A 21,902-nucleotide genomic window follows, 5' to 3' on the forward strand; every position below is an offset into this window, starting at 1 on the left:
GGTTGTCCTGATGCTGCAAAGGACCATAATCTTGTTCACAAGACAACAAATCCCATTGCGGCAAACGGACGCTGTTTTTGATTTAGATCAAATTCCCCCCGCTGAAAAGACTGGAAAAATAAACATGCCCGATATGCCTTTCCGGCCCTTCGAAGACTCGCTTGACCCCGATGGCGCCCTTGCCCTGTTGCGCGAAGCGACCGACGGGGCCGATGATGGCGAGCTTTTTCTCGAACGGCGCCGGTCCGAGGCGCTGGTTTTCGATGATGGCCGCATTCGCACCGCCAGCTATGACGCGGCCGAGGGATTCGGCCTTCGATCGGTGCGGGGCGAGGTCACCGGCTACGCCCATTCCTCCGAGATGTCCGAGCCCGCACTGCGCCGCGCGGTCGAAACCGCCCGCCTCGCGGTGCAGGGCGGCGGCGGCACCCTTGCCGGCAGTCCGACACCGACAAATTACCGACGTTATACAGACGGCGATCCGATCGCCGGTGCGCCCTTTCCCGTCAAGATCGACACCCTGCGCGAGATAGACGCATTCGCGCGCGATCTCGACACCCGCGTCGTGCAAGTCAGCGCCACCATCGCCGCCTCCCTGCAAGAGGTCGAGATCCTGCGCCCCGATGGCCTGCATATCAGGGACGTGCGCCCAATGACGCGACTCAACGTCAGCGTCATCGTCGAACAGGATGGCCGCCGCGAACAGGGCACCGCTGGCGGCGGCGGGCGAGTCCTGCTCGATGGTTTGCTCGATCCCGCCGATTGGCAGGCCAAGACCCAAGAGGCACTGCGCATCGCCCTGGTCAACCTGCGGGCAGAGGCGGCACCGGCGGGCGTGATGGACGTCGTGCTTGGCCCCGGCTGGCCCGGCATCCTCCTGCACGAGGCGATCGGCCACGGCCTTGAGGGGGATTTCAACCGCAAGGGCAGCTCCGCCTTCGCCGGCCTCATGGGACAGCGGATCGCAGCACCCGGCGTTACCGTGGTGGATGACGGCACCATCCCCGACCGGCGCGGCTCCATCACCGTGGACGACGAGGGCACACCGTCGCGCCGCAACACCCTGATCGAAGACGGCGTTCTGGTCGGATACATGCAGGACCGCCAAAACGCGCGCCTGATGGGGGTCGAGGCCACCGGCAACGGCCGCCGCGAAAGCTATGCGCACGCGCCCATGCCCCGGATGACCAACACTTGCATGCTGGGCGGGGAAACCGACCCCGCGGATATCCTCGCCGATCTGGCGGACGGGATCTATGCCGTCGGCTTTGGCGGCGGGCAGGTGGACATCACCAACGGCAAGTTCGTCTTTTCCTGCACCGAGGCCTACCGCGTTCAGAACGGACGCGTCGGCGCGCCGGTCAAGGGCGCGACCCTCATCGGGGACGGCGCGACGGCGTTGCAGAAAATTCGCGCGCTAGGCAATGACATGGCGCTTGATCCCGGCATGGGCAACTGCGGCAAGGCCGGGCAATGGGTGCCCGTCGGAGTGGGACAGCCGACCGTCATGATCGGGGGGCTGACCGTGGGCGGCTCCGCCGCAGGATAGGCGACCCCTCTAGCCTTCCGGGTTTCGACACCGCGGCGCGCCCCAGGCGCCGGGAAAACAACCGGCCATCGGTTACGATGATGCCCAGCGCTATGATCGCAAACCCGATCCACGCCTCCGGCCCAATCCTTTCCCCAAGGAAAGCCGCGCCAAGGCTGATTGCAAAGGGCGGAATAAGCAGCGTCACCAATAGCAGGTTGGCCGCCCCCGCGCGGGCAAGGATGGCAAAGTACAGGACATAGGCCAGGGCCGTAGACAACGATGCAATGCCAATCAACGCGCCCCATACCTGCCATGACAGATCAGGGTCCGGCGGGCCATCAACCAGTATCACGACGGGCACCATCAACAGGCTGCTACCTGTCAACATTCCCAAAGCGTTCACCAAGGGCGGCTGCCCGGCCAGCGCCCGACGCCCCCAGACACCGGCCAGCGCATAAGATATGGCCGCCCCCAAAACTGCCAGTTGCGCCAGATTGCCGGGATCGAGACCGCTCAACGCCTCCGGCCCCATGACATAAGCCACTCCCGCCAGCGCCAGAACTGCACCGGCGACTTTCCTCTTGCTCAAAGGTTCGTCGGCCAGAAGAAGCCCCGCCAGCAACGCCCCGAAAACCGCCGTTGTCCCGTTGAGGATCGACGCGAGGCCACTGTCGATGCGCGTCTGCCCCCAGAAGATCAATGAAAAGGGAATGGCATTGTTGAGCGCGCCCATGACCAGATAAGCCCCCCAGACCCGCGGTGACCGGGGCAAGGTCAAACCGCGCAGGCGCACGATCAGGAAAAGGATCGGCAAGGCCCAGACTACCCTGTGCAAGGTGATCGTGAGCGGCGGCACCTCGGTCAAGGCAACTTCCGCGAAAAAGAAGGAGCCCCCCCAAACCGCCGCAAGCGACACAAGCATGAGGACGGAGCCCAATTCCAGTTTCGGAACGGCGAGTCTTGTCATCGTGATGCTGGTCCCCATTGTGCGATTGATGCATGATGGCCTACCCCGCCCTCACCACGGGGGCGACCCGTTTCTTGCTCATACGGGCTCCGAACCGAGCGCTCTATTCACCCTTGCGCCCCCGGACCCGGCTCACCGGCAGGCCACCGATGCGATACCGATGCTATACCGACGTGATGCCGACAGGACCGAGCGCCTCAAGCGCTGAAATATTTAATATCATATATCAATATGTTACAAGGCATCCTCACAAAATCTGCGACTCAGCCGCATTCGATTTACCCTCCGTTAACCGACAGCGCCCAATAGTGGCCTTGCAAGCAGACGGAGTCGTGATGACCGAGGAACACAATCCTTCTTCCACTCACCCCCTACTCCCACCCACCACGGAAGATGATCGGGTGTCGTGGCTTCGTCTCTTGCGCTCTCGCCGTGTCGGGCCCAGCACGTTTTACCGCCTGATGTCCGAGCATGGCAGCGCGCAAGCCGCGCTCGCGGCACTTCCGGGCATCGCGCAGGCCGCCGGGGTCGCCAGCTACGCCCCCTGCCCCGAGGACACCGCCATCGCCGAGATGCGCGCCGCGCAAACCGCCGGCGCACGCATGATCTGTTTCGGCGAGGCCGAGTATCCAACTACCCTTGCCGAGATCGGCGATGCCCCGCCCCTGTTGTGGGCAATCGGCGACATGAGCATCCTGCAGCGCCCCATGATCGCGCTTGTCGGCGCCCGCAACGCCAGTTCGCTGGGCACGCGCATGGCCCGCGCCCTTGCGGCCGAACTGGGACAAGCGGGCTATGTCGTTGTCTCGGGCCTTGCCCGCGGCGTCGATACCGCCGCGCATGCCGCCGCACTCGATAGCGGCACGCTGGCGGTGCTGGCGGGCGGGGTTGATGTGCTTTACCCATCTGAGAACGCGCGCCTTGCCAACGACATCACCGCGCATGGCCTGCGCCTGTCGGAACAACCGATGGGCATGACACCGCAAGCGCGCCATTTCCCGCGCCGCAACCGGATCATCAGCGGCCTATGCCCCGCCATCGTCGTGGTCGAGGCAGCAGCGAAATCCGGCAGCCTGATCACCGCGCGCACCGCCTTGGACCAGGGGCGCGAGGTGCTGGCAGTGCCCGGCCATCCCTTTGACGCCCGCGCCGCGGGCTGCAACATGCTGATCCGCGATGGCGCCGCGCTGGTGCGCAACGCCCGCGACGTGATAAGCGTCCTCGCCCCGATCGAGGCCTCGCAGCCGCAGCTTGACCTCGGCACGCCGCAGCCGCCAGAGACGCCCAAGGCTCCGAAACGCACCCTTCGCGAAACCGCAGCCCTGCACGGCGAGATACTGCAACGCCTTGGCCCCAGCCCGCTGGCCGAGGATCAGCTTATTCGCGATCTGAACGCCCCCGCGCGCGTAATCGCCCCGGCGCTTGTCGATCTGGAACTGGATGGCAAGATCAGGCGCAGCGCCGGCGGCCTTCTGGCCCTGGGGTGATCGGAAACGGCCACGCAATACCGCGCATTGACAATTCCTTGCTGTGCCCCACATGGTCCGCCGCCATGGATACGGGACCGAGTCGAAAGGAATATCAATGCCAGTCGTTGTTGTAGAATCTCCGGCCAAGGCCAAGACGATCAACAAATATCTCGGCTCGGACTACACCGTTCTGGCATCATACGGACACGTGCGCGACCTGCCCCCAAAGGATGGATCGGTGGACCCCGAGCACGACTTCGCCATGAAATGGGAGGTCGGAACAGACGCCCGCAAACACGTCAAGGCAATCGCCGATGCGCTGGCCGATGACCCCGACCTGATCCTCGCGACCGACCCCGACCGCGAAGGCGAAGCCATCAGTTGGCACCTCGAAGAGGCCCTGCGCAAACGCCGCGCCCTGAAAAAAGATACGCCCGTCAGCCGCGTCGTGTTCAACGCCATCACCAAGACCGCCGTCACCGAGGCGATGAACAACCCACGCGACATCGACGCGCCGCTGGTCGAGGCATATCTCGCCCGCCGCGCGCTCGACTACCTCGTCGGCTTCAACCTCAGCCCCGTGTTGTGGCGCAAGCTGCCCGGTGCCAAATCCGCCGGGCGCGTGCAATCGGTCTGCCTGCGCCTCATCGTCGAGCGCGAGATGGAGATCGAAGCGTTCAAGCCGCGCGAATACTGGACGGTCAAGGCACAACTCACCACCCCGCGCGGGCAGGAATACGAGGCCCGCCTGACCGTGCTCGCCGGCAGCAAGCTTGATAAATACGGGATCGAGAACGAGACCCAGGCCGAAATGGCAGTGCAGGCGATCACCTCGCGCGATCTGACCGTCACCTCGGTCGAGGCGAAGCCGGCCAACCGCAACCCCTCGGCGCCGTTCATGACATCGACCCTGCAACAGGAGGCCAGCCGCAAGTTCGGCATGGGCGCGCGCCAATGCATGAGCGCGGCGCAACGCCTCTACGAGGCGGGGCACATCACCTACATGCGGACCGACGGCATCGACATGGCCCCCGAGGCCGTGATGGCCGCGCGCGACGCGATCAAGACCCGCTACGGCGAGGATTACGTGCCTAAATCCCCGCGCATGTACAAGAACAAGGCCAAGAACGCCCAGGAAGCGCATGAATGTATCCGCCCCACCGACATGACCCGCGACGCCGCCGCGCTCCGGCTGTCGGACAGCGATCAGCGCAAGCTTTACGATCTGATCTGGAAGCGTACGCTGGCCTGCCAAATGTCCGCCGCGCGGTTGGAGCGGACCACCGTCGATATCGGTAGCGCCGATGGCCAGGTCGGCCTGCGCGCGACAGGCCAGGTGATGCTGTTCGACGGCTTCCTGAAGGTTTACGAGGAAGGGCGCGACGACACCGCCGCGGATGACGACGACCGCCGCCTGCCCCAGATCATGCAGGGCGAGGCCGCAGGGAAAAACGGCGTCACACCCGAGCAGCACTTCACCCAACCGCCGCCGCGCTATACCGAGGCAACGCTGGTCAAGCGGATGGAAGAGCTGGGCATCGGGCGCCCCTCGACCTACGCCAGCGTGATCGGCACGATCCAGGACCGCGAATATGTCCGCAAGGAGGGCAACCGCCTGTTTCCCGAGGACAAGGGGCGCATCGTCACGGTTTTCTTGATGAATTTCTTCCGGCGCTACGTGGAATACGATTTCACCGCCGATCTTGAGGATCAGCTCGATGCCGTCAGCGCAGGCAAGGCCGACTACAAGGACCTGCTGGCGAGGTTCTGGCGCGATTTCTCGGCCGCGATCGCCGAGACGTCCGAGTTGCGCATCACCGAGGTGCTCGATGTGCTCGACGACGCGCTAGCGCCGCAGCTCTACCCGCCGCGCGAGGATGGCAGCGATCCGCGCACATGCCCGCTATGCGGCACCGGCAAGCTGCACCTGAAAACATCGCGCAGCGGCGGCTTCGTCGGATGCGGCAACTACCCCGAATGCCGCTATACCCGCCCCTTGGGCGGCGACGAGGGCGCGGGCGACCGCGTGCTTGGAGAGGATCAGGGCGACGAGATCACCCTTCGCTCGGGCCGCTTCGGCCCCTACGTGCAACGCGGCGAAGCGACCGAGGAGAACAAGAAACCGCCGCGCGCCTCGCTGCCCAAGGGCTGGTCGCCCGACGACATGGACCTTGAAAAGGCGCTGATGCTGCTGAGCCTCCCGCGCGAGATCGGCCCCCACCCCGATGACGGCGAGCCGGTCGAGGCCGGCATCGGCCGCTACGGCCCCTACGTCAAGCACGGCCGCCTTTATGCCAACATCAAGGAGGTGGACGACGTTTTCACCATCGGCATGAACCGTGCGGTCGAGGAACTGGCCAAGAAAGCCGCCAGCCGCGGACAGGGCCGCGCCGGGGCCAAGCCCCTCAAGGAACTGGGCGAACACCCCTCAGAGGGCGGCCCGGTCAACGTGATGGATGGCCGCTATGGCCCCTACGTGAAATGGGGCAAGGTCAACGCCACGCTGCCCAAGGGCACAGAGCCGGCCGACGTGACCATTGACATGGCGGTCGAGCTAATCTCGGCCAAGGCGGCCAAGAAGGGCGGCAAGGGCAAGGCCACGGCGAAAAAGACCACCGCCAAGAAAACCCCCGCGAAAAAGACGGCGGCCAAGACGGCGACAAAGAGCACGGCGAAGACGACAGCCAAGAAGAAAACCGCGTCCTGACCCCCGGCAAACCGCCGCGCGGGCGGCGCCCGCCGCGCCCTACGCAGTTCTACGTATGCCCGCCTTATAGGCGGGCATTTCATTGACTCCCTTCCGCGCAACGGTCAAAACCCACGCAATTCCGCTAGTCAGGGAGACACCCATGAAGAAAGTCTATGCTAACGCCGGAGAGGCGCTCGAAGGGCTGCTGTTCGACGGCATGTTCATCGCCTCGGGGGGCTTTGGCCTCTGCGGCATCCCCGAATTGCTGCTCGATGCAATCAAGGACGCAGGCACCAAGGATCTCACATTCGCGTCGAACAACGCGGGGGTGGATGATTTCGGCATCGGCATCCTGCTGCAAACCAAGCAGGTCAAGAAAATGATCAGTTCCTACGTGGGCGAGAACGCAGAATTCATGCGCCAGTATCTTTCGGGCGAACTGGAGCTTGAGTTCAACCCGCAGGGCACGCTGGCCGAACGGATGCGCGCCGGCGGCGCGGGCATCCCCGGCTTCTACACCAAGACCGGCGTAGGAACCCAGATCGCCGACGGCAAGGAACACAAGGATTTCGACGGAGAAACCTACATCATGGAGCGTGGTATCTTTGCCGATCTCAGCATCGTCAAGGCATGGAAGGCCGATACCACCGGCAACCTGGTGTTCCGCAAGACCGCCCGCAATTTCAATCCTCCGGCGGCCATGTGCGGCAAGACCTGCGTCGTCGAAGTCGAGGAAATCGTCGAACCCGGACAGCTTGACCCCGATTGCATCCACCTGCCGGGCGTCTACGTGCATCGCATCATCCAGGGCGAGCATGAGAACCGGATCGAGAAACGCACGCTGAGGGAGGACTGATCATGCCTTGGGACCGCAACCAGATGGCCGCCCGCGCGGCACAGGAGCTTGAGGACGGCACCTATGTGAACCTCGGCATCGGCATTCCGACGCTGGTCAGCAACTACATCCCCGACGGGGTCGAAGTGACGCTGCAATCGGAAAACGGGATGCTGGGCATGGGCCCCTTCCCAACCGAGGACGAGATCGACCCTGACCTCATCAACGCCGGCAAGCAGACCATCACCGAACTGCCGCATACCAGCTACTTCGACAGCGCCACCAGCTTTGGCATGATCCGTGGCGGCAAGATCGCAATGGCGATCCTCGGCGCTATGGAAGTGGCCGAAAACGGTGATCTGGCGAACTGGATGATCCCCGGCAAGCTGGTCAAGGGCATGGGCGGCGCGATGGACCTGGTGGCCGGGGTGCAACGCGTCGTGGTGGTCATGGACCACACCAACAAGGCGGGCGACTCCAAGCTTCTCAAGGCCTGCACGCTGCCGCTCACGGGCACCGGGGTGGTGAACCGCATCATCACCAACCTTGGCGTTCTCGACGTGGTCGAAGGCGGCCTGCGAATCGTGGAAACCGCCAATGGCGTGAGCGAGGACGATATCCGCGCCGCGACCGAGGCAACCATCGTCAACTGATCGTCGCGATACGCGACCAAAGGGCCCGGGCGCGCCGCGCCCGGGCCTTTTTCATGCCCGCCCGGCAAAGATCGGCACGTGCAGCCTTTTCAATGCACCGCCCGGCGCCCTACTATCGGTGCACCCAACATGGTGGCTTGCATACGCGATGACACACGGCACTCCCGATATAACCACCCCGCCGCCCGCGCGCCCGATTGCGCGCTGGCGCGATCTGGCGCTGATGGCGGGGCTTGTCGTGCTGGTCGCGGCCGGGTTGATCTCCGCCGCGGCGGCCACCGGGTGGGAACAGACAATGACCCAGCTGTCCCGCCTCGGCGTGTTGCAGATCGCCGCGCTGTTGGGGCTGTCTTGCGTCAATTACGGGCTGCGCGGGCTGCGCTGGCACCTGTTCGCACGACGCCTTGGCCTGCCGACGAGCCTGGCGCGGAACCTCACGCATTTCTGGGGCGGGTTCGCCATGGTCGTCACCCCCGGCCGCGTCGGCGAGGTGATCCGCATGCGCTGGATCAAGCGCGAAACAGGCTGGAACGTCGAGCGCACAGCGCCCCTTGTCCTCATCGACAGGGCAAGCGACCTGGTGGCGATGGGGCTGCTGCTTGGCCTGTCGGTCGCGCTCAGCAGCGCCAGCGTGGCAATGGCGCTGCCGGTGGCGATGCTGGCGCTAATCGGCGCCTTTGTGGTGACGCGCCCGCAACTGCTGTCAGGGCTGGCAAGCGGCGTTTACCGCGTCACCGGCCGGTTTGCGCGGCTGATGGGGCGACTGCGGGCGGCGGCGCGGTCGCTCGGCCGCTTCTCGCACCCCTGGGTGCTGCTGGCGGCGACGGGGCTGGGCCTGATCGGGTGGCTGTCCGAGGGTTGGGCGTTTCACCTGCTGATGGGCTGGATGGGCCACGATATCGGCCTGTGGAAGGCGACACTGATCTTCGTCTTCTCGACGCTGGCCGGCGGGCTGACGGGTGCGCCCGGCGGCCTTGGCGGGGCCGAGGGCGCGATGGTGGCCCTGCTGCTGGTCGAGGGCGTGCCGATCGAAACCGCCCTGCCCGCCACCGCGGTGATCCGCGTTACCACCCTGTGGTTCGCGATCGCCATCGGGTTTACAACCTTTCCCATCGCCGAACGCAATTCGCTCAAGGGGCCACGATGATCTGGAACCACCTGACCTACTCCGGCTGGGGCCGCGCGCTTGCCGTCACGGGCGACATCGCCCGCCCCGAACGCATCAGCGCCCTGCGCGCCCTACCCGCCGCGCCCGCCATCGGCAACCGGCGCAGCTATGGCGATGCCTGTATCAACGGCGCTGGGCCGGTGATCGACATGACCCGCCTCGACCGGTTGCTGTCCTTCGACGAGGACACCGGCGTGCTCGAGGCGGAGGCCGGCGTGACCCTGGGCGAGATCACCCGCCTCATGGCGCCGCGCGGCTGGCTGCTGCCGGTGCTACCGGGCACCGGGTTTGCCACCCTGGGCGGCGCCATCGCGATGGATGTGCACGGCAAGAACCACCACAACGCCGGCAGCTTCGGCCAGCACGTCAGCGCCATCCGCCTCATGCAAAAGGGCAAGGCGCGACAGATCACCGCCAAATCCGCCCCCACCCAGATGCGCGCCACCATTGGCGGGCTGGGCCAAACGGGCGTGATCGTTTCGGCGCGGGTGCAGATGATCCCGGTATCCGGCGAAACCATGCAGGTACGCGAATCCCGCGTCACCGGTTGGGACGAACACATCGCCCTGCTGGACGCCTCCGAGGCCACCTATACCGTTGGTTGGCTGGATGCGGGTGCGCGCGGTGCCGCCCTCGGGCGCGGCATCGTCGAGGAGGGCGAGATCGGCCCCGATCCCGCACGCCCCCCGCGATCCCCTCACACCGTGCCCCTGACCGCGCCGCACTGGGCCCTATCGAAACCCATCGTGCGCGCTTTCAACGCGCTTTACTATCGCCGTGTCCCCGCCGCCGGGCGCACAGTGACCAAGCGGCTTGAGGATTACTTCTTTCCCCTCGACAAGATCCACGACTGGAACCGCCTTTACGGCAAACGCGGCTTTCACCAGTTCCAATGCGTCGTGCCCCCCGATAAGGCCCCCGCCCTGCACGCCATGCTGAGCCGGATCGCCGAAAGCGGCCTTGCCTCGCCGCTGGCAGTGCTCAAACGTCTGGGGCCGGGACGCGGCGGCATGATGTCCTTCCCGATGGAGGGCTACACCCTGGCCGTCGATTTCCCAAACCGCGCCCGCGCCCGCGACCTGATCGCGTCGCTTGAGGGCGACGTATCGGAGGCCGGCGGGCGGCTCTACCTCGCCAAGGACGCGCTGGCCGCGCCGGACACGATCCGCGCCATGTATCCCGAACACGCCGACTGGGCCGCCGCCGCGGCCAAGGCGGACCCGGACGGCGCGCTTGAGACCGACATGACCCGGCGCCTGGCCCTGAGGAGAACATGATGCAGCACACATGGGTCATACTGGGGGCCACATCGGCCATGGCACGCGCCTTTGCCCGCGCCCTGTCGGAACAGGGGCACGCCCTGATCCTCGCGGGCCGCGACATGGACGATCTCAAGACGCTCGCCGCCGATTGCACCCTGCGCGGCGCCAGCGATGCGCGCGCCCTGCGGTTCGACGCGCGCGAGGCGAAACATGACGCCCCGATCTTCGATGCGCTGGAACAGGCCGAAGGCACCCTCAACGCGGCCGTGTTCATAGGGTCCATGCCCGAACAGGCCCGCATCGACGACAACCCGCTACTGTTGCAGGGCGTGATGCAGGACAATTTCACCGGCCCGGCGCGGTTCCTCCACGCCTTCGCCCCGATGATCGAGGCGCGTGGCGGCGGCACCATCGTCGGCGTCGGCTCGGTCGCCGGCGACCGGGGGCGCGTCGGCAACTACGCTTACGGCGCCAGCAAATCCGCCTTCCACACCTACCTTGCCGGACTGCGCAACCGGCTTGGCCGCGCGGGCGGGCACGTGATCACAGTCAAACCCGGCTTCGTCGATAGCGCAATGACCTGGGGCATCAAGGGCATGTTCCTGGTCGCCGCCCCCGCCACCGTCGCGCGCGACATCCTGCGCGCCGTAAACAAGCGGCGCAACGTGATCTACACTCCCGGGTTCTGGCGCCTGATCATGCTGATCATCCGCACCATCCCCGAGCCGATTTTCAAGAAGCTGTCGATCTGACGCCGCGCTTAGTTGTCCAGCTCGAACACGCACCCGTCCGAGATCAGTTCGGGCGGCGTCTTGCACAGCGCCCGCGCCACGCCAAAAGCCGCCAACACCTGCGGAACGTACGCGCGCGTTTCCGCAAAGGGTGGCACACCGCCATGGCGCCGCACCGCGCCTTCGCCCGCGTTATACGCCGCCAGCGCCAGGATCGGATCGCCCGCGAACTCGGCCAATAGCTGATCAAGGTACCCGACACCGCCGCGCAGATTGTCGGCCGCATCCGTGACGTCCTCGACGCCAAAGCGCCGCGCGGTATCGGGCATCAGCTGCATCAACCCCCGCGCGCCCTTGGAACTGACCGCGTCCACGCGTCCGCCCGATTCCACCGCGACCACCGCCAGTGCCAGCGCCGGAGACACCCCCGTGCCCACGGTATGGCGCATCATCGCCGACCCATGGCGCCCCGCGATATCCAGCATCCCCGCCAACGCGGGCGCCGGCGCGTGCGCGCCGCTCGGCGGGTTGCCCAGCGTCTTCAGGGCCAGCTCCAACCGAGGTGCCGGTGTCTCGGTCTCCTCCTCAAGGCTGTTCCAGAACCACGCATAGCGCGCCTCGGCACCCGTGTCCGCGCGCGCCTTCGCCGCGGGGCCATCCTCCTGCGGCTGGGGCGCCACCTCTGGCTCGCTCGGGGCGATCTGCACGGTTATACGCTTTTCGCCCGGCTTGGGCGGCGTCACCCGCTTGAAGGTGAAATCGGGAAATGGGGGCGGCTCGGCCGATGCAGGGGCCATCAGCATCACTCCCGCCAGGGCCAGGGCAACCGCACGCATGGGATGGGTCATCGAAAACATGGAGGTCCCGTCTCATAACTCGAATTCGATGCCGCTGTTATCTCATACCGGCGACTCGCTGACCACAAAAACCCGGATTCCGGGCCATTTTGACACCCCGGAATGTGACATTCTTCAACCGAAAGTATAGAATTTCGAAAAATATCACAAATTAAAATGTTGTTAATCAGTTGGTTAAGCGAAAGTTACCGGGAAAATCTCACCCGCCCAAAAATGCTATTTTCGCGTCAAACTGTTGCCCCAATCCATTGGCTATATATCGCCATGCCAAGACGGTGACGGGCCATTGAGAGAGGCGGCCCAGACAACCCACCGACGCGGATGCAAACCTGATTAACCAACTGATCCTTTGGAGGGACCAAATCATGATCAACTTCATCAAGAACTTCCACAACGACGAATCCGGCGCCGTGACCGTTGACTGGGTCGTGCTGACCGCAGCCGTAGTCGGCCTGGCCGTCGCCGCATTCTCCACGATCAAGACGAATACCGAAACGGTGTCCGACTCCATCGCCACCACGATTGGCGCCCAAGAGCTCGCCGCCCCCACCCAGTGATACACGCCAATGGCAATGGGCTGCCCGGAAATCCGGGCGGCCCGTATTTTCATGGGTCAGATTAGCCGGCCCAGCGTTTCCAGAACGGAACCTCACGTCACATACAAGACATGCGAGGTCATGGAATGTACAAGCTGTTTCAAGAATTTCGGCGCACTGAAAAAGGTGCCGTGACCGTTGATTGGGTCATCCTGACAGCAATGTGCCTGACCTTTCTGCTGGCGGTGTTCAAGACCATCGGTGGCGAGACCACGGCGGCCTACGTAAGCACATCGGAAACAATTGTGAACAATACGCCGCTGGACTGATAGACCATCTATCACGCTATCACGGCGTCACGGCCTGCCAGCCACCCGGCGCGACCTCCCGATTTTCATCTTTGTTCCCTGAATTCGCCACAATCCCTCGATAGCGTGCCGGTTCCTCAGGATGCCGGCGGCAACCGGGGAATGGCAATAGAAAGGACACACCATGCGAGCTGTCTTTGGACTTGTATTGATTGTCGGCATCGGCCTCGCCGGTTTTGCCGCGTATATGGTAAAAAGCCGTATGGACGACTACGAGGCCCGACTGGCCCAGGCCCGCGCGGCGCAGTCGCGCATCGTCGACACCGTCGATGTGTTCGTGGCCGACCGCACCCTGAAATACGGCGAACGCCTCAGCGAAGAGGACGTGCGCGCCGTCAAGTGGCCCAAGAGCGCCCTGCCCGAAGGCACTTTCACCGATGCCGCCGTCCTGTTCCCCGAGGGCGATGAGCAGCGCACCATTCTGCGCACCATGGACAAGAACGAGGCGATCCTCGCGGTCAAGGTCACCGAACCCGGCCAGGACGCGGGCATTACCTCGCGGATCAAGCGCGGCATGCGCGCCTTCGCGATCAAGGTCGATGCCACCAGCGGTGTCTCCGGCTTCCTGCGTCCGGGCGACCGCGTCGATGTCTACTGGACCGGCAATACCGGGCGCGCCGCCCTTGAGGGCAGCTCGCGCGGCGAGATTACCAAGCTGATCGAAACCGGCGTGCCGCTGGTCGCCGTTGACCAAAGCGCCAGCGACGAGCGTCCCGGCGCCACCGTCGCCCGCACCGTGACCGTCGCCGTGCGACCACAGCAGGTTGCCGCGCTGGCACAGGCGCAATCGACCGGCCGGCTGTCGCTGTCGCTGGTTGGCGCTGGCGATACCACGGTCTCCTCGGCGATCGAGGTCGATCAGCGCTCCCTGCTCGGGATTGAAGCGAAGGCAGCCCCCGAGCCGCAGCAAAAGGAAGAGGTCTGCACCATCCGCACGCGGCGCGGCTCCGAAGTGGTCGAGATCCCGATCCCCTGCACCAACTGATCTACCATCTGTCCCACCCGTTCCCGCGCGCGGCCCCTGCTGGTCGCGCGCGACTGCATTGCCGCCCCTGCCCCGCCTGTTGCGAGTTTTCCACATCAACCGCGCACCCGAAGGTATTGATTCTTGCAAAAAATCAAAAAATGAAGCAAGCTCCTCCGAAATATGGGCACCAAGACCCGTTATTGAGGCGTGATCGGAAAGGCAGGTCACATGAAAACCGACAATTTCCTGAAGGTGGGCCTGCTGGCGCTGGCCGCCTGCTTTGGGCAGTTGGCGACGCCAATCAGCGTTCACGCTGAAACCGTGCGCGTCGTCCGCGAGGGCGTGACGTCCAAGCTTGGCGTTCCGATGAACCGCGCCGTCGTGGTCGAAAGCGACGTGCCATTTGCCGAGTTGTCCATCGCCAACCCCGAAATCGCCGATATTTCCTCGCTCTCGGATCGCACGATCTATGTGCTTGGCAAGACGCCGGGCACGACGACGCTCACGCTGCTGGACGCGGCTGGGCAACTGATCGCCAACGTCGATGTGCGCGTGTCGGCCGACATCACGGAATTCAAGGAACGCCTGCAACAGATCCTGCCGGGCGAAGAAATCGAGGTGCGCACCGCCAATGACGGCATCGTTCTGTCGGGCACCGCGTCCAGCACACAGCGCATGCAGCGCGCGCTTGACTTGGCCGAACGCTACGCGCCCCAGCGGGTGTCGAACCTGATGAGCGTCGGCGGAGTGCAGCAGGTCATGCTCAAGGTCCGCTTCGCCGAGATGGAGCGCACCGTGTCCAAGGCCCTGAGCAGCTCGCTCTCGCTGAACCGGCCCGCCGGCGGCGGGAACTCCCTCGATAGTGCCGTCGGCACCGGCAACGCATCGGGGCTGGGCATCGTTGGCGGCAACATCCCCAGAAGCACCGGCAATGACGGCTCGATGCTGCTTGGCTTTACCGCCGGCGCGGTCGAGGTGGGCATTTTGCTGCAAGCGCTGGAAAACAAGGGCGTCGCCCGCACCCTGGCAGAGCCGAACCTGACCGCACTGTCGGGACAGGAGGCCAAGTTCCTCGCCGGGGGCGAATACCCCGTCCCCGTCAGCCAGGACAACGGCTCGATCACGGTCGAATACAAACCCTTCGGCGTCGAGTTAAACTTCATTCCCCGCGTCGTCGACAAGAAGCTGATCAACCTCGAGCTGAAGGCCGCCGTGTCCGCCCTGGACCCGACCAACGCCACCGAGATCAGCACCGGCTTCAGCATCGATGCCTTCACCCGTCGCGAAACCTCGACCACGGTCGAACTGCGCGACGGCCAGAGCTTTGCCATCGCCGGGCTGCTACAGGATGAATTTCGCGACACCAGCAGCCAGGTGCCGTGGCTGGGCGATCTGCCCGTTCTGGGCGCTCTCTTTCGCAGCGCCGATTATCAGCGCCAGCAATCAGAACTGGTGATCATCATCACCGCCCACCTTGTCACCCCCACCCGGGGCGAGGCCCTCGTCCTGCCGACCGACCGCGTCAATCCCCCGACCGAGAACGATTTGTTCCTGTTCGGCAAGATGACCCGCGAAGGCGCGCAAAAGCTCAAGGGCGCCGCCGGCGAAGTCGCCAAGCAAGATTTCAACGGCTCTTATGGCTACGTGATGGACTGACCCGATGCAGGTGCCCATGAAAAAGATCGCCACTCCGCTCATTGTGATAGGCCTTGCCGCCTGCTCTCCGGACAACCCCAACACCATTGGGTTCTTCCAAGAGGCCGGCGCGTCCATAGACGAAGGCTATTTCGGCAACGCCACGATGAACAACACGCAGATCATGTCGGGCGAGAAATCCTACGTCGTGGACTTGTCGCGTCGCTTCGCCAAAGAGGTCGACTCGACCGTCACCTTCGCCTTCGATTCGGCCCGTCTCGACAGCACGGCCCGCGCCGCCCTTGACCGGCAGGCGCATTGGATCCGCCAATTCCCCGAGGTCCGGTTCCGCGTCTATGGCCACACCGACAAGGTCGGATCCCAATACTACAACAAACGCCTTGGCCTGCGCCGGGCACAGGCGGTGGTCAACTACCTCGCGACCCGCGGCATCAGCCGTGGGCGCCTTGAGGCGCTGGTTTCCTACGGCGAAACGCAGCCCCTGATCGTCACCGAGGGGCGTGAGCGCCGCAACCGGCGCACCGTGACCGAGGTGTCGGGCTTCCTGAAGGATCATCCACTGGTCCTTGACGGCAAATATGCGCAGATCGTCTATCGCGATTACGTCGCCAGCGCCGTCGCGCCGACCGGCCTGACCAGCGCCGCGGTAACCGGCGCAACCGAGGGCGGCGGCGGAGAGTGACGGGCACCCGCGCCCGTTCCCATCTGTGAACAATCCGCCCGAAATACGGATTTAATCCACGATCACCGCATTAATACGATCTTTTAGCCCCAATCTCGCCAAGATTTTCGGCAATTGTGAGCCTACGAAGAACACCGCGCCCGTTCGATTCGGACGCCGGATAGTGCAGAGTGGCTAGCTCCAGCCGTTAACCGCTGAACACAAGGCGTCTGCGCCATCCGTACACAAAGGACGTGAGGCCAATGACGAGTACTGATGCTTACGACCCGGACACAACACCGATCCGTGCCTGCACGATCAGTCGCGATGTCCAGAACTTCGATCTTCTGATCGAAGACATGGAGAGTCTCCTCGGCGAAAGCTGGGGCGATCTGGGGTTTGCAGATGCCATCGCCTTTTTCAATCAGCCCGAGGCCGCCGACCTGGAGTTTGTCGCGCTTGCCATCGACGCCGAGGACGAAAGCAGCATCGCGGTCCTGAGCGAGCTGATCAAACAGGCACATACCCGCAAGATCCGCGTCATCCTGATTGCCGACGACATCAGCCCCGCAATCCTGCACCGCCTGCTGCGCGAAGGCGCCGATGAGTTTGTCCCCTACCCCCTGCCCGACGCCGAACTGCGGGCCGCGGTCGAGCGCCTGCGCACCCCGGCCCAAACGCAAGAACCCGCGCCCGAGCCGGAACAACCCGCCCCGGCCCCCGCCGCAACCCCGTCGGCCCACGACCGCCAGGGGGTCCTGATGGCCGTGCAGGCCCTCGCTGGCGGCACCGGCGCCACGACGCTGGCCGTCAACCTGGCGTGGGAGCTGGCCGCCATGGACAGCAAGAAAAAGACCGCGCCACGGGTCTGCCTGCTTGACCTGGATCTGCAATACGGCTCGGTGTCCACCTACCTCGACCTGCCCCGCCGCGAGGCGGTGTTCGCCCTTTTGTCCGATACCGAAGCCATGGACGACGAAAGCTTTTCGCAGGCTCTTATGACGTTCGAGGACAAGTTGCAGGTGCTGACCGCGCCCTCGGACCTTTTGCCACTGGATTTCGTCACCCCCGAGGATGTCGCCCGCATCATCGAGGTCGCCCGCCGCAACTATGACTACGTCATCGTCGATATGCCCAGCACCGTCGTCCAATGGACAGAGGCGGTCCTGCAAGAGGCGCAACTGTTCTTCTCCACGCTGGAGCTGGACATGCGCTCGGCGCAAAACACGCTGCGGCTCAAGCGCGCCCTGAAATCCGAGGATCTGCCGTTTGAAAAGCTGCGCTTCGTGCTTAACCGCGCCCCCAAGTTCACCGATATCTCGGGCAAGTCACGGGTCAAGCGCCTGGCCGACAGCCTTGAGATCTCGATCGAGATCCACCTGCCTGACGGCGGCAAGGCGGTGACGCAGTGCGGCGATCATGGCCGCCCCCTCGCGCTTGATGCGCCCAAGAACCCGCTGCGCAAGGAAATCGCCAAGCTCGCGGCCTCGCTACACGAACTTGGCCAAAGCGACGCCAAGGCCGCTTGAGCGCCGTGAAGGAGCCCCAATAGATGTTTTCGCGCTACCGCAAAACCGACGCAAGACCCGTCAAGACCAAGCCGGCCACCACCGCCGCGCCGCAGCCGGCCGCGGACAAAGCCGCCCCGGCCAACGCCCCCGGCGCCGCCCCGCCAGCCGCCTCGATGCGGCGCGCGATGAAAAAGGCGCCCGCGCAAAGCACCTCCGCCAACAAGGAGCGCAAGCGCAAGGAGCGGATGGGCGAGATCAAGCTGGAACTGCACCATGCCCTGCTGGACAACCTAAACCTGTCGGCGCTGGAAACCGCCGCTGAATCCGACCTGAAGGCCGAGATCAGCGATATCGCGACCGAGGTACTGCAGGAAAAGGGCATCGTCCTCAACCGCGAGGACCGTACCCAGATCAACCAGGAACTATATGACGAGGTACGCGGCCTCGGCCCGCTTGAAACGCTGCTCAAGGACGAAAGCGTCAACGATATCCTCGTCAACGGCCCGCAGCGGATCTTCGTTGAGCGGGGCGGCCGGCTGGAACTGACCGACATCACCTTCAAGGATGAAAAGCACCTGCTGCGGATCATCGACAAGATCGTCTCGGCCGTTGGCCGGCGCGTGGACGAATCCAACCCCTACGTCGATGCGCGCCTCTCGGACGGCTCGCGTTTCAACGCGATGGTGCCACCGATCGCGGTGGATGGCAGCCTCGTGTCGATCCGTAAATTCACCAAGGAAAAGCTTGGGATCGACGATCTGATCAAGTTTGGCGCCTTTTCCGAGGAAATGGCCGCCTACCTGCAAGCCGCTGTGGCCTGCCGTCTCAACGTGGTGGTGTCGGGCGGCACCGGCTCGGGCAAGACGACCACGCTCAACGCGCTGTCCAGCTTCATCGACAATTCCGAACGCATTCTCACCATCGAGGACACCGCCGAGTTGCAGCTGCAGCAGATCCACGTCGGCCGCATGGAAAGCCGCCCCCCCAACGTCGAGGGCAAGGGCGCCGTCACACAGCGCGACTGCCTACGCAACGCGCTACGGATGCGCCCCGACCGCATCATCGTGGGCGAGACCCGCGGCGATGAGGTGATCGACATGTTGCAGGCCATGAACACCGGCCACGACGGTTCGATGACGACGATCCACGCAAACAGCGCCCGCGACGGCGTCAGCCGCATGGAAAACATGATCGCCATGTCGGGCATCGAGATGCCCACCAAGGCGGTCCGCGCGCAGATCTCCTCGGCCGTGCACCTGATCGTGCAGGCCAGCCGCCTGCAGGACGGCTCGCGCCGGATGACCTCGATCACCGAGGTGACCGGCATGGAAGGCGAAGTCATCTCGATGCAGGAAATCTTTCGCTACCAGCGCGTCGGCCTGACACCCGAGAACAAGATCATCGGCCATTTTACCGGCACCGGTGTGCGCAGCAACTTCTCTGAACGATTCCGCCTGTGGGGCTATGACCTCCCGGCAGAGATCTATGAACCCGTGACGCCGGAGTGAGCCAATGGCCATAAGCATCGACCCCCTGATTTACGGCCTGATCTTCGTCGGTGTCGTCGTCCTGATCGAGGGCCTCTACCTGACCATGTTCGGCCGCTCGATCAGCCTCAACAAACGGGTCAACCGGCGCCTTGAGATGCTGGAAAAGGGTGACCGCCGCGAAGAGGTGATGGAAAAGCTGCGCAAGGAAATGCGCCAGCACATGAACGCGCGTGGCATTCCCCTCTATGCCATCCTAGCCGACCGCGCGCAAAAGGCCGCAATCGCCTTCACGCCCCAGCAATTGATCATGATCATGGCCGCGCTGAGCGGTGTCGCATTTGTCGGCCTGACCGCCACCACCGAAACCGCGCTGCTGATCCGGGGCGGCGTCTCGGTCGCCATCGGCGTGGGCGGGGTGTATTTCTGGGTCAACTCCAAGGCCAACAAGCGCATTTCCATGATCGAGGAACAGCTTCCCGACGCGATCGAGCTGATGGTCCGCTCCCTGCGCGTGGGACATCCGTTTTCCTCGGCAATCCAGATCGTCGCCAAGGAGGTCGCCGATCCGCTGGCCACCGAATTTGGCGTCATCGCCGACGAATCCGCCTATGGCCGTGACGTGGGCGAGGCACTCAAGGACATGGCCGAACGGATCGACATGCAGGATTTGCGCTTTCTCGCCGTCGCCGTGACGATCCAACAGCAATCGGGCGGCAACCTGGCCGAGATCCTCGCCGGCCTGTCCAAGGTGATCCGCGCGCGCTTTCGCCTGTTCCGCCGGGTCAAGGCCATCACCGCCGAGGCGCAGTGGTCGGGCAAATTCCTGTCGGCCTTCCCGATCGTGGCTTTGATCGCGATCAACCTGTTGGACCCGACCTATTATGACGAGGTCATAGATCACCCCTGGTTCATCCCCGCCGGTCTTGCGGTGGGCGGCTTTCTGACGGCCAACCTGTTCGTGATGCGCATGCTGGTCAACATCAAGGTCTGAAGGAGGCCCTAAAAATGAACGCGCTCAACTCGTTCCTTGATTTCGCGACCACTGGCTTCGGTCCTGTGATCCTTGCCGGCGCGCTTGGGATCCTGCTGATCCTTGGCACCCTTCCCTTCGTGCTCACGCAGCGCAAGGATCCCCTGGACAAGCTCAAGAAAAGCGCCCGCGAAGACAAGAACCGCAGCGAGGCCGCGCAAACCCTGCGCCCCTCGCGCGGCAACGAAAAGCTCGAGAAATACTCGGGCTTCCTCGAGCCGCAAACCGAAGAGGAATATTCCGATGTTCGCCTGAAGCTGATGCAGGCGGGTTATCGCAACAAGGACGCGGTCCGCTTTTTCCACTTCGCGCAGTTTGCACTCGGACTCGTGGGGCTGGCACTTGGTACGGCATACTACTTGCTGGCCCTGGCCGGCGGTCCCGACGTCACCACCCAGACGATGCTTCTCTACATCCTGGGACCGGGCGGCGCGGGCTATTTCCTGCCGCGCTACTGGGTGACCAAACGCCGCCAGGAACGGCAGGAACAGATCATCTCGGGCTTTCCCGATGCGCTCGACATGATGCTGGTCTGCGTCGAAGCCGGGCAATCGCTGGATCAATCGATCATCCGCGTCGCACAGGAAATCCGCGCGTCTTTCCCGGCGCTAGCCGATGAGTTCGAAATCGTCAGCTACGAGATCAAGGCAGGCAAGGACAAAACAAGCGTTCTCTACGACATGGCCGAGCGCTGCGGCGTCAATGATATCTCCAGCTTCGTCACCGTCCTGATCCAGTCGGCCACGTTCGGCACCTCGATTGCCGAGGCACTGCGCGTTTATGCCGGCGAAATGCGCGATAAACGCGTCATGCGCGCCGAAGAAAAGGCAAACAAGTTGCCCACGCAGATGACATTGGCCACAATGGCACTGACGGTGCCCCCGTTGCTGATCATCCTGATCGGACCTTCGGTTGTGGGCATCACCAAGATGGGCGAAATGAATTTCTAACGCATGACGGCACTTCGCGCGGCGACCGTTCTTATCCTGATCTCGGCCCTGCCCGCCTGCACCGCGGGCGGGCTTTCGGCGCCATCAGATGGCCCCTATGCCCCCGGCGCCAAGCCCGGCGCCGAGGCGGTGGATGGCCTGACCGTGGGTCACCGCCTGATGCAGGCCGGCCAGCCCGAGTTGGCGCTCGACGCCTATACCCGCGCCGCCCTGCAGCACGGCATGAGCGTCGATGTCCTGTCTGGACTGGGGAGTGCGAACCTCGCACTGGGCCGCTTGGGACAGGCCGAAACCCTTCTGCGCCGCGCCGTGCGCACCGATAGCGCCGTCCCCGAGACGTGGAACAACCTTGGCATCTCCCTCATGGAACAGGGCAAAACCCCCGAAGCGGTCGAGGTATTCAAACGCGCCTACGCGCTTGATGATGGCGAAAGTGACGCAATTCGCGACAATTTACGCTTGGCACTCGCAAAATTGCAAAATCGGCGTTACGATGACACCCAAGAACAAGATTACAAATTGGTACGGCGCGGCAGCGGGGAATACCTCATCCGCTCGATACCATGACAAG

20 protein-coding genes are annotated in these 21,902 nt (G+C 64.1%); 18 read left to right on the forward strand and 2 right to left on the reverse strand.

The window, feature by feature from the left end:
• Positions 1–124: 124 nt before the first annotated feature.
• A complete protein-coding gene (gene tldD / locus G568_RS0101465) occupies positions 125–1,549 on the forward strand; it encodes a metalloprotease TldD (RefSeq protein WP_026756379.1) in 1,425 nt (474 codons plus the stop codon).
• Here tldD and G568_RS17955 read toward each other — a convergent pair.
• The gene (locus tag G568_RS17955) at positions 1,506–2,498 is read right to left on the reverse strand and encodes a DMT family transporter (RefSeq protein ID WP_245582852.1); all 993 of its coding nucleotides are present in this window, start codon (positions 2,496–2,498) and stop codon (positions 1,506–1,508) included. The two genes, tldD and G568_RS17955, sit on opposite strands and share 44 nt — an antisense overlap.
• Before the next feature lie 335 nt (positions 2,499–2,833).
• Here G568_RS17955 and dprA point away from each other — a divergent pair, with 335 nt between their 5' ends.
• The 7 genes from dprA to G568_RS0101505 all read left to right on the forward strand — a co-directional run bounded on the left by dprA (position 2,834) and on the right by G568_RS0101505 (position 11,326).
• Entirely contained in the window at positions 2,834–3,985 is a 1,152-nt protein-coding gene (dprA, locus tag G568_RS0101475) for a DNA-processing protein DprA (RefSeq protein ID WP_037373453.1), read from the forward strand.
• A gap of 97 nt (positions 3,986–4,082) precedes the next feature.
• Entirely contained in the window at positions 4,083–6,674 is a 2,592-nt protein-coding gene (topA, locus tag G568_RS0101480) for a type I DNA topoisomerase (RefSeq protein WP_026756381.1), read from the forward strand.
• A gap of 142 nt (positions 6,675–6,816) precedes the next feature.
• Entirely contained in the window at positions 6,817–7,512 is a 696-nt protein-coding gene (locus G568_RS0101485; protein WP_026756382.1) for a CoA transferase subunit A, read from the forward strand.
• A gap of 2 nt (positions 7,513–7,514) precedes the next feature.
• Positions 7,515–8,144 (forward strand): 3-oxoacid CoA-transferase subunit B, encoded by a 630-nt coding sequence (locus G568_RS0101490; RefSeq protein WP_026756383.1) that lies wholly within the window; start codon positions 7,515–7,517, stop codon positions 8,142–8,144.
• A 148-nt stretch (positions 8,145–8,292) separates the two neighbouring features.
• The gene (locus tag G568_RS0101495) at positions 8,293–9,291 is read left to right on the forward strand and encodes a lysylphosphatidylglycerol synthase transmembrane domain-containing protein (RefSeq protein ID WP_026756384.1); all 999 of its coding nucleotides are present in this window, start codon (positions 8,293–8,295) and stop codon (positions 9,289–9,291) included.
• Positions 9,288–10,589 carry an FAD-binding oxidoreductase gene (locus G568_RS0101500; protein ID WP_026756385.1) on the forward strand — a complete coding sequence of 434 codons (1,302 nt, stop codon included), beginning with the start codon at positions 9,288–9,290 and terminating at the stop codon, positions 10,587–10,589. The genes G568_RS0101495 and G568_RS0101500 overlap by 4 nt, the downstream gene beginning before the upstream one ends.
• Positions 10,589–11,326 (forward strand): SDR family NAD(P)-dependent oxidoreductase, encoded by a 738-nt coding sequence (locus G568_RS0101505; protein WP_026756386.1) that lies wholly within the window; start codon positions 10,589–10,591, stop codon positions 11,324–11,326. The genes G568_RS0101500 and G568_RS0101505 overlap by 1 nt, the downstream gene beginning before the upstream one ends.
• A gap of 8 nt (positions 11,327–11,334) precedes the next feature.
• Here G568_RS0101505 and G568_RS0101510 read toward each other — a convergent pair whose 3' ends face one another.
• Complete coding sequence (locus G568_RS0101510; protein WP_245582853.1) at positions 11,335–12,102, reverse strand: lytic transglycosylase domain-containing protein; 768 nt, start codon at positions 12,100–12,102, stop codon at positions 11,335–11,337.
• Positions 12,103–12,527: 425 nt separating this feature from the next.
• On the opposite strand from G568_RS0101510, the gene G568_RS0101515 reads away from it, so the two are divergent.
• From G568_RS0101515 to G568_RS0101560, 10 genes are all read left to right on the forward strand, one after another.
• Positions 12,528–12,719, forward strand: coding sequence for a Flp family type IVb pilin (locus tag G568_RS0101515; RefSeq protein ID WP_026756388.1), 192 nt, complete (start codon positions 12,528–12,530; stop codon positions 12,717–12,719).
• A gap of 125 nt (positions 12,720–12,844) precedes the next feature.
• Positions 12,845–13,027, forward strand: a complete 183-nt coding sequence (locus G568_RS0101520) for a hypothetical protein (protein ID WP_026756389.1) — start codon at positions 12,845–12,847, stop codon at positions 13,025–13,027.
• A 163-nt stretch (positions 13,028–13,190) separates the two neighbouring features.
• Positions 13,191–14,051 (forward strand): Flp pilus assembly protein CpaB, encoded by an 861-nt coding sequence (cpaB, locus tag G568_RS0101525; protein WP_026756390.1) that lies wholly within the window; start codon positions 13,191–13,193, stop codon positions 14,049–14,051.
• Positions 14,052–14,261: 210 nt separating this feature from the next.
• The gene (locus G568_RS0101530) at positions 14,262–15,689 is read left to right on the forward strand and encodes a type II and III secretion system protein family protein (protein ID WP_026756391.1); all 1,428 of its coding nucleotides are present in this window, start codon (positions 14,262–14,264) and stop codon (positions 15,687–15,689) included.
• Positions 15,690–15,705: 16 nt separating this feature from the next.
• Entirely contained in the window at positions 15,706–16,371 is a 666-nt protein-coding gene (locus G568_RS0101535; protein ID WP_026756392.1) for an OmpA family protein, read from the forward strand.
• Between the two features lie 242 nt (positions 16,372–16,613).
• Positions 16,614–17,879 (forward strand): CpaE/TadZ family protein, encoded by a 1,266-nt coding sequence (locus G568_RS0101540; RefSeq protein WP_026756393.1) that lies wholly within the window; start codon positions 16,614–16,616, stop codon positions 17,877–17,879.
• A 23-nt stretch (positions 17,880–17,902) separates the two neighbouring features.
• Entirely contained in the window at positions 17,903–19,369 is a 1,467-nt protein-coding gene (locus G568_RS0101545) for a TadA family conjugal transfer-associated ATPase (protein WP_026756394.1), read from the forward strand.
• A gap of 4 nt (positions 19,370–19,373) precedes the next feature.
• A complete protein-coding gene (locus tag G568_RS0101550; protein WP_026756395.1) occupies positions 19,374–20,342 on the forward strand; it encodes a type II secretion system F family protein in 969 nt (322 codons plus the stop codon).
• 14 nt (positions 20,343–20,356) lie between these two features.
• Positions 20,357–21,331 carry a type II secretion system F family protein gene (locus G568_RS0101555; RefSeq protein WP_026756396.1) on the forward strand — a complete coding sequence of 325 codons (975 nt, stop codon included), beginning with the start codon at positions 20,357–20,359 and terminating at the stop codon, positions 21,329–21,331.
• Between the two features lie 3 nt (positions 21,332–21,334).
• The gene (locus tag G568_RS0101560) at positions 21,335–21,898 is read left to right on the forward strand and encodes a tetratricopeptide repeat protein (protein ID WP_026756397.1); all 564 of its coding nucleotides are present in this window, start codon (positions 21,335–21,337) and stop codon (positions 21,896–21,898) included.
• Positions 21,899–21,902: the final 4 nt, after the last annotated feature.

Origin of the sequence: Sediminimonas qiaohouensis DSM 21189 (assembly GCF_000423645.1) — a bacterium.
In the GTDB taxonomy this organism is placed as follows: Bacteria; Pseudomonadota; Alphaproteobacteria; order Rhodobacterales; family Rhodobacteraceae; genus Sediminimonas; species Sediminimonas qiaohouensis.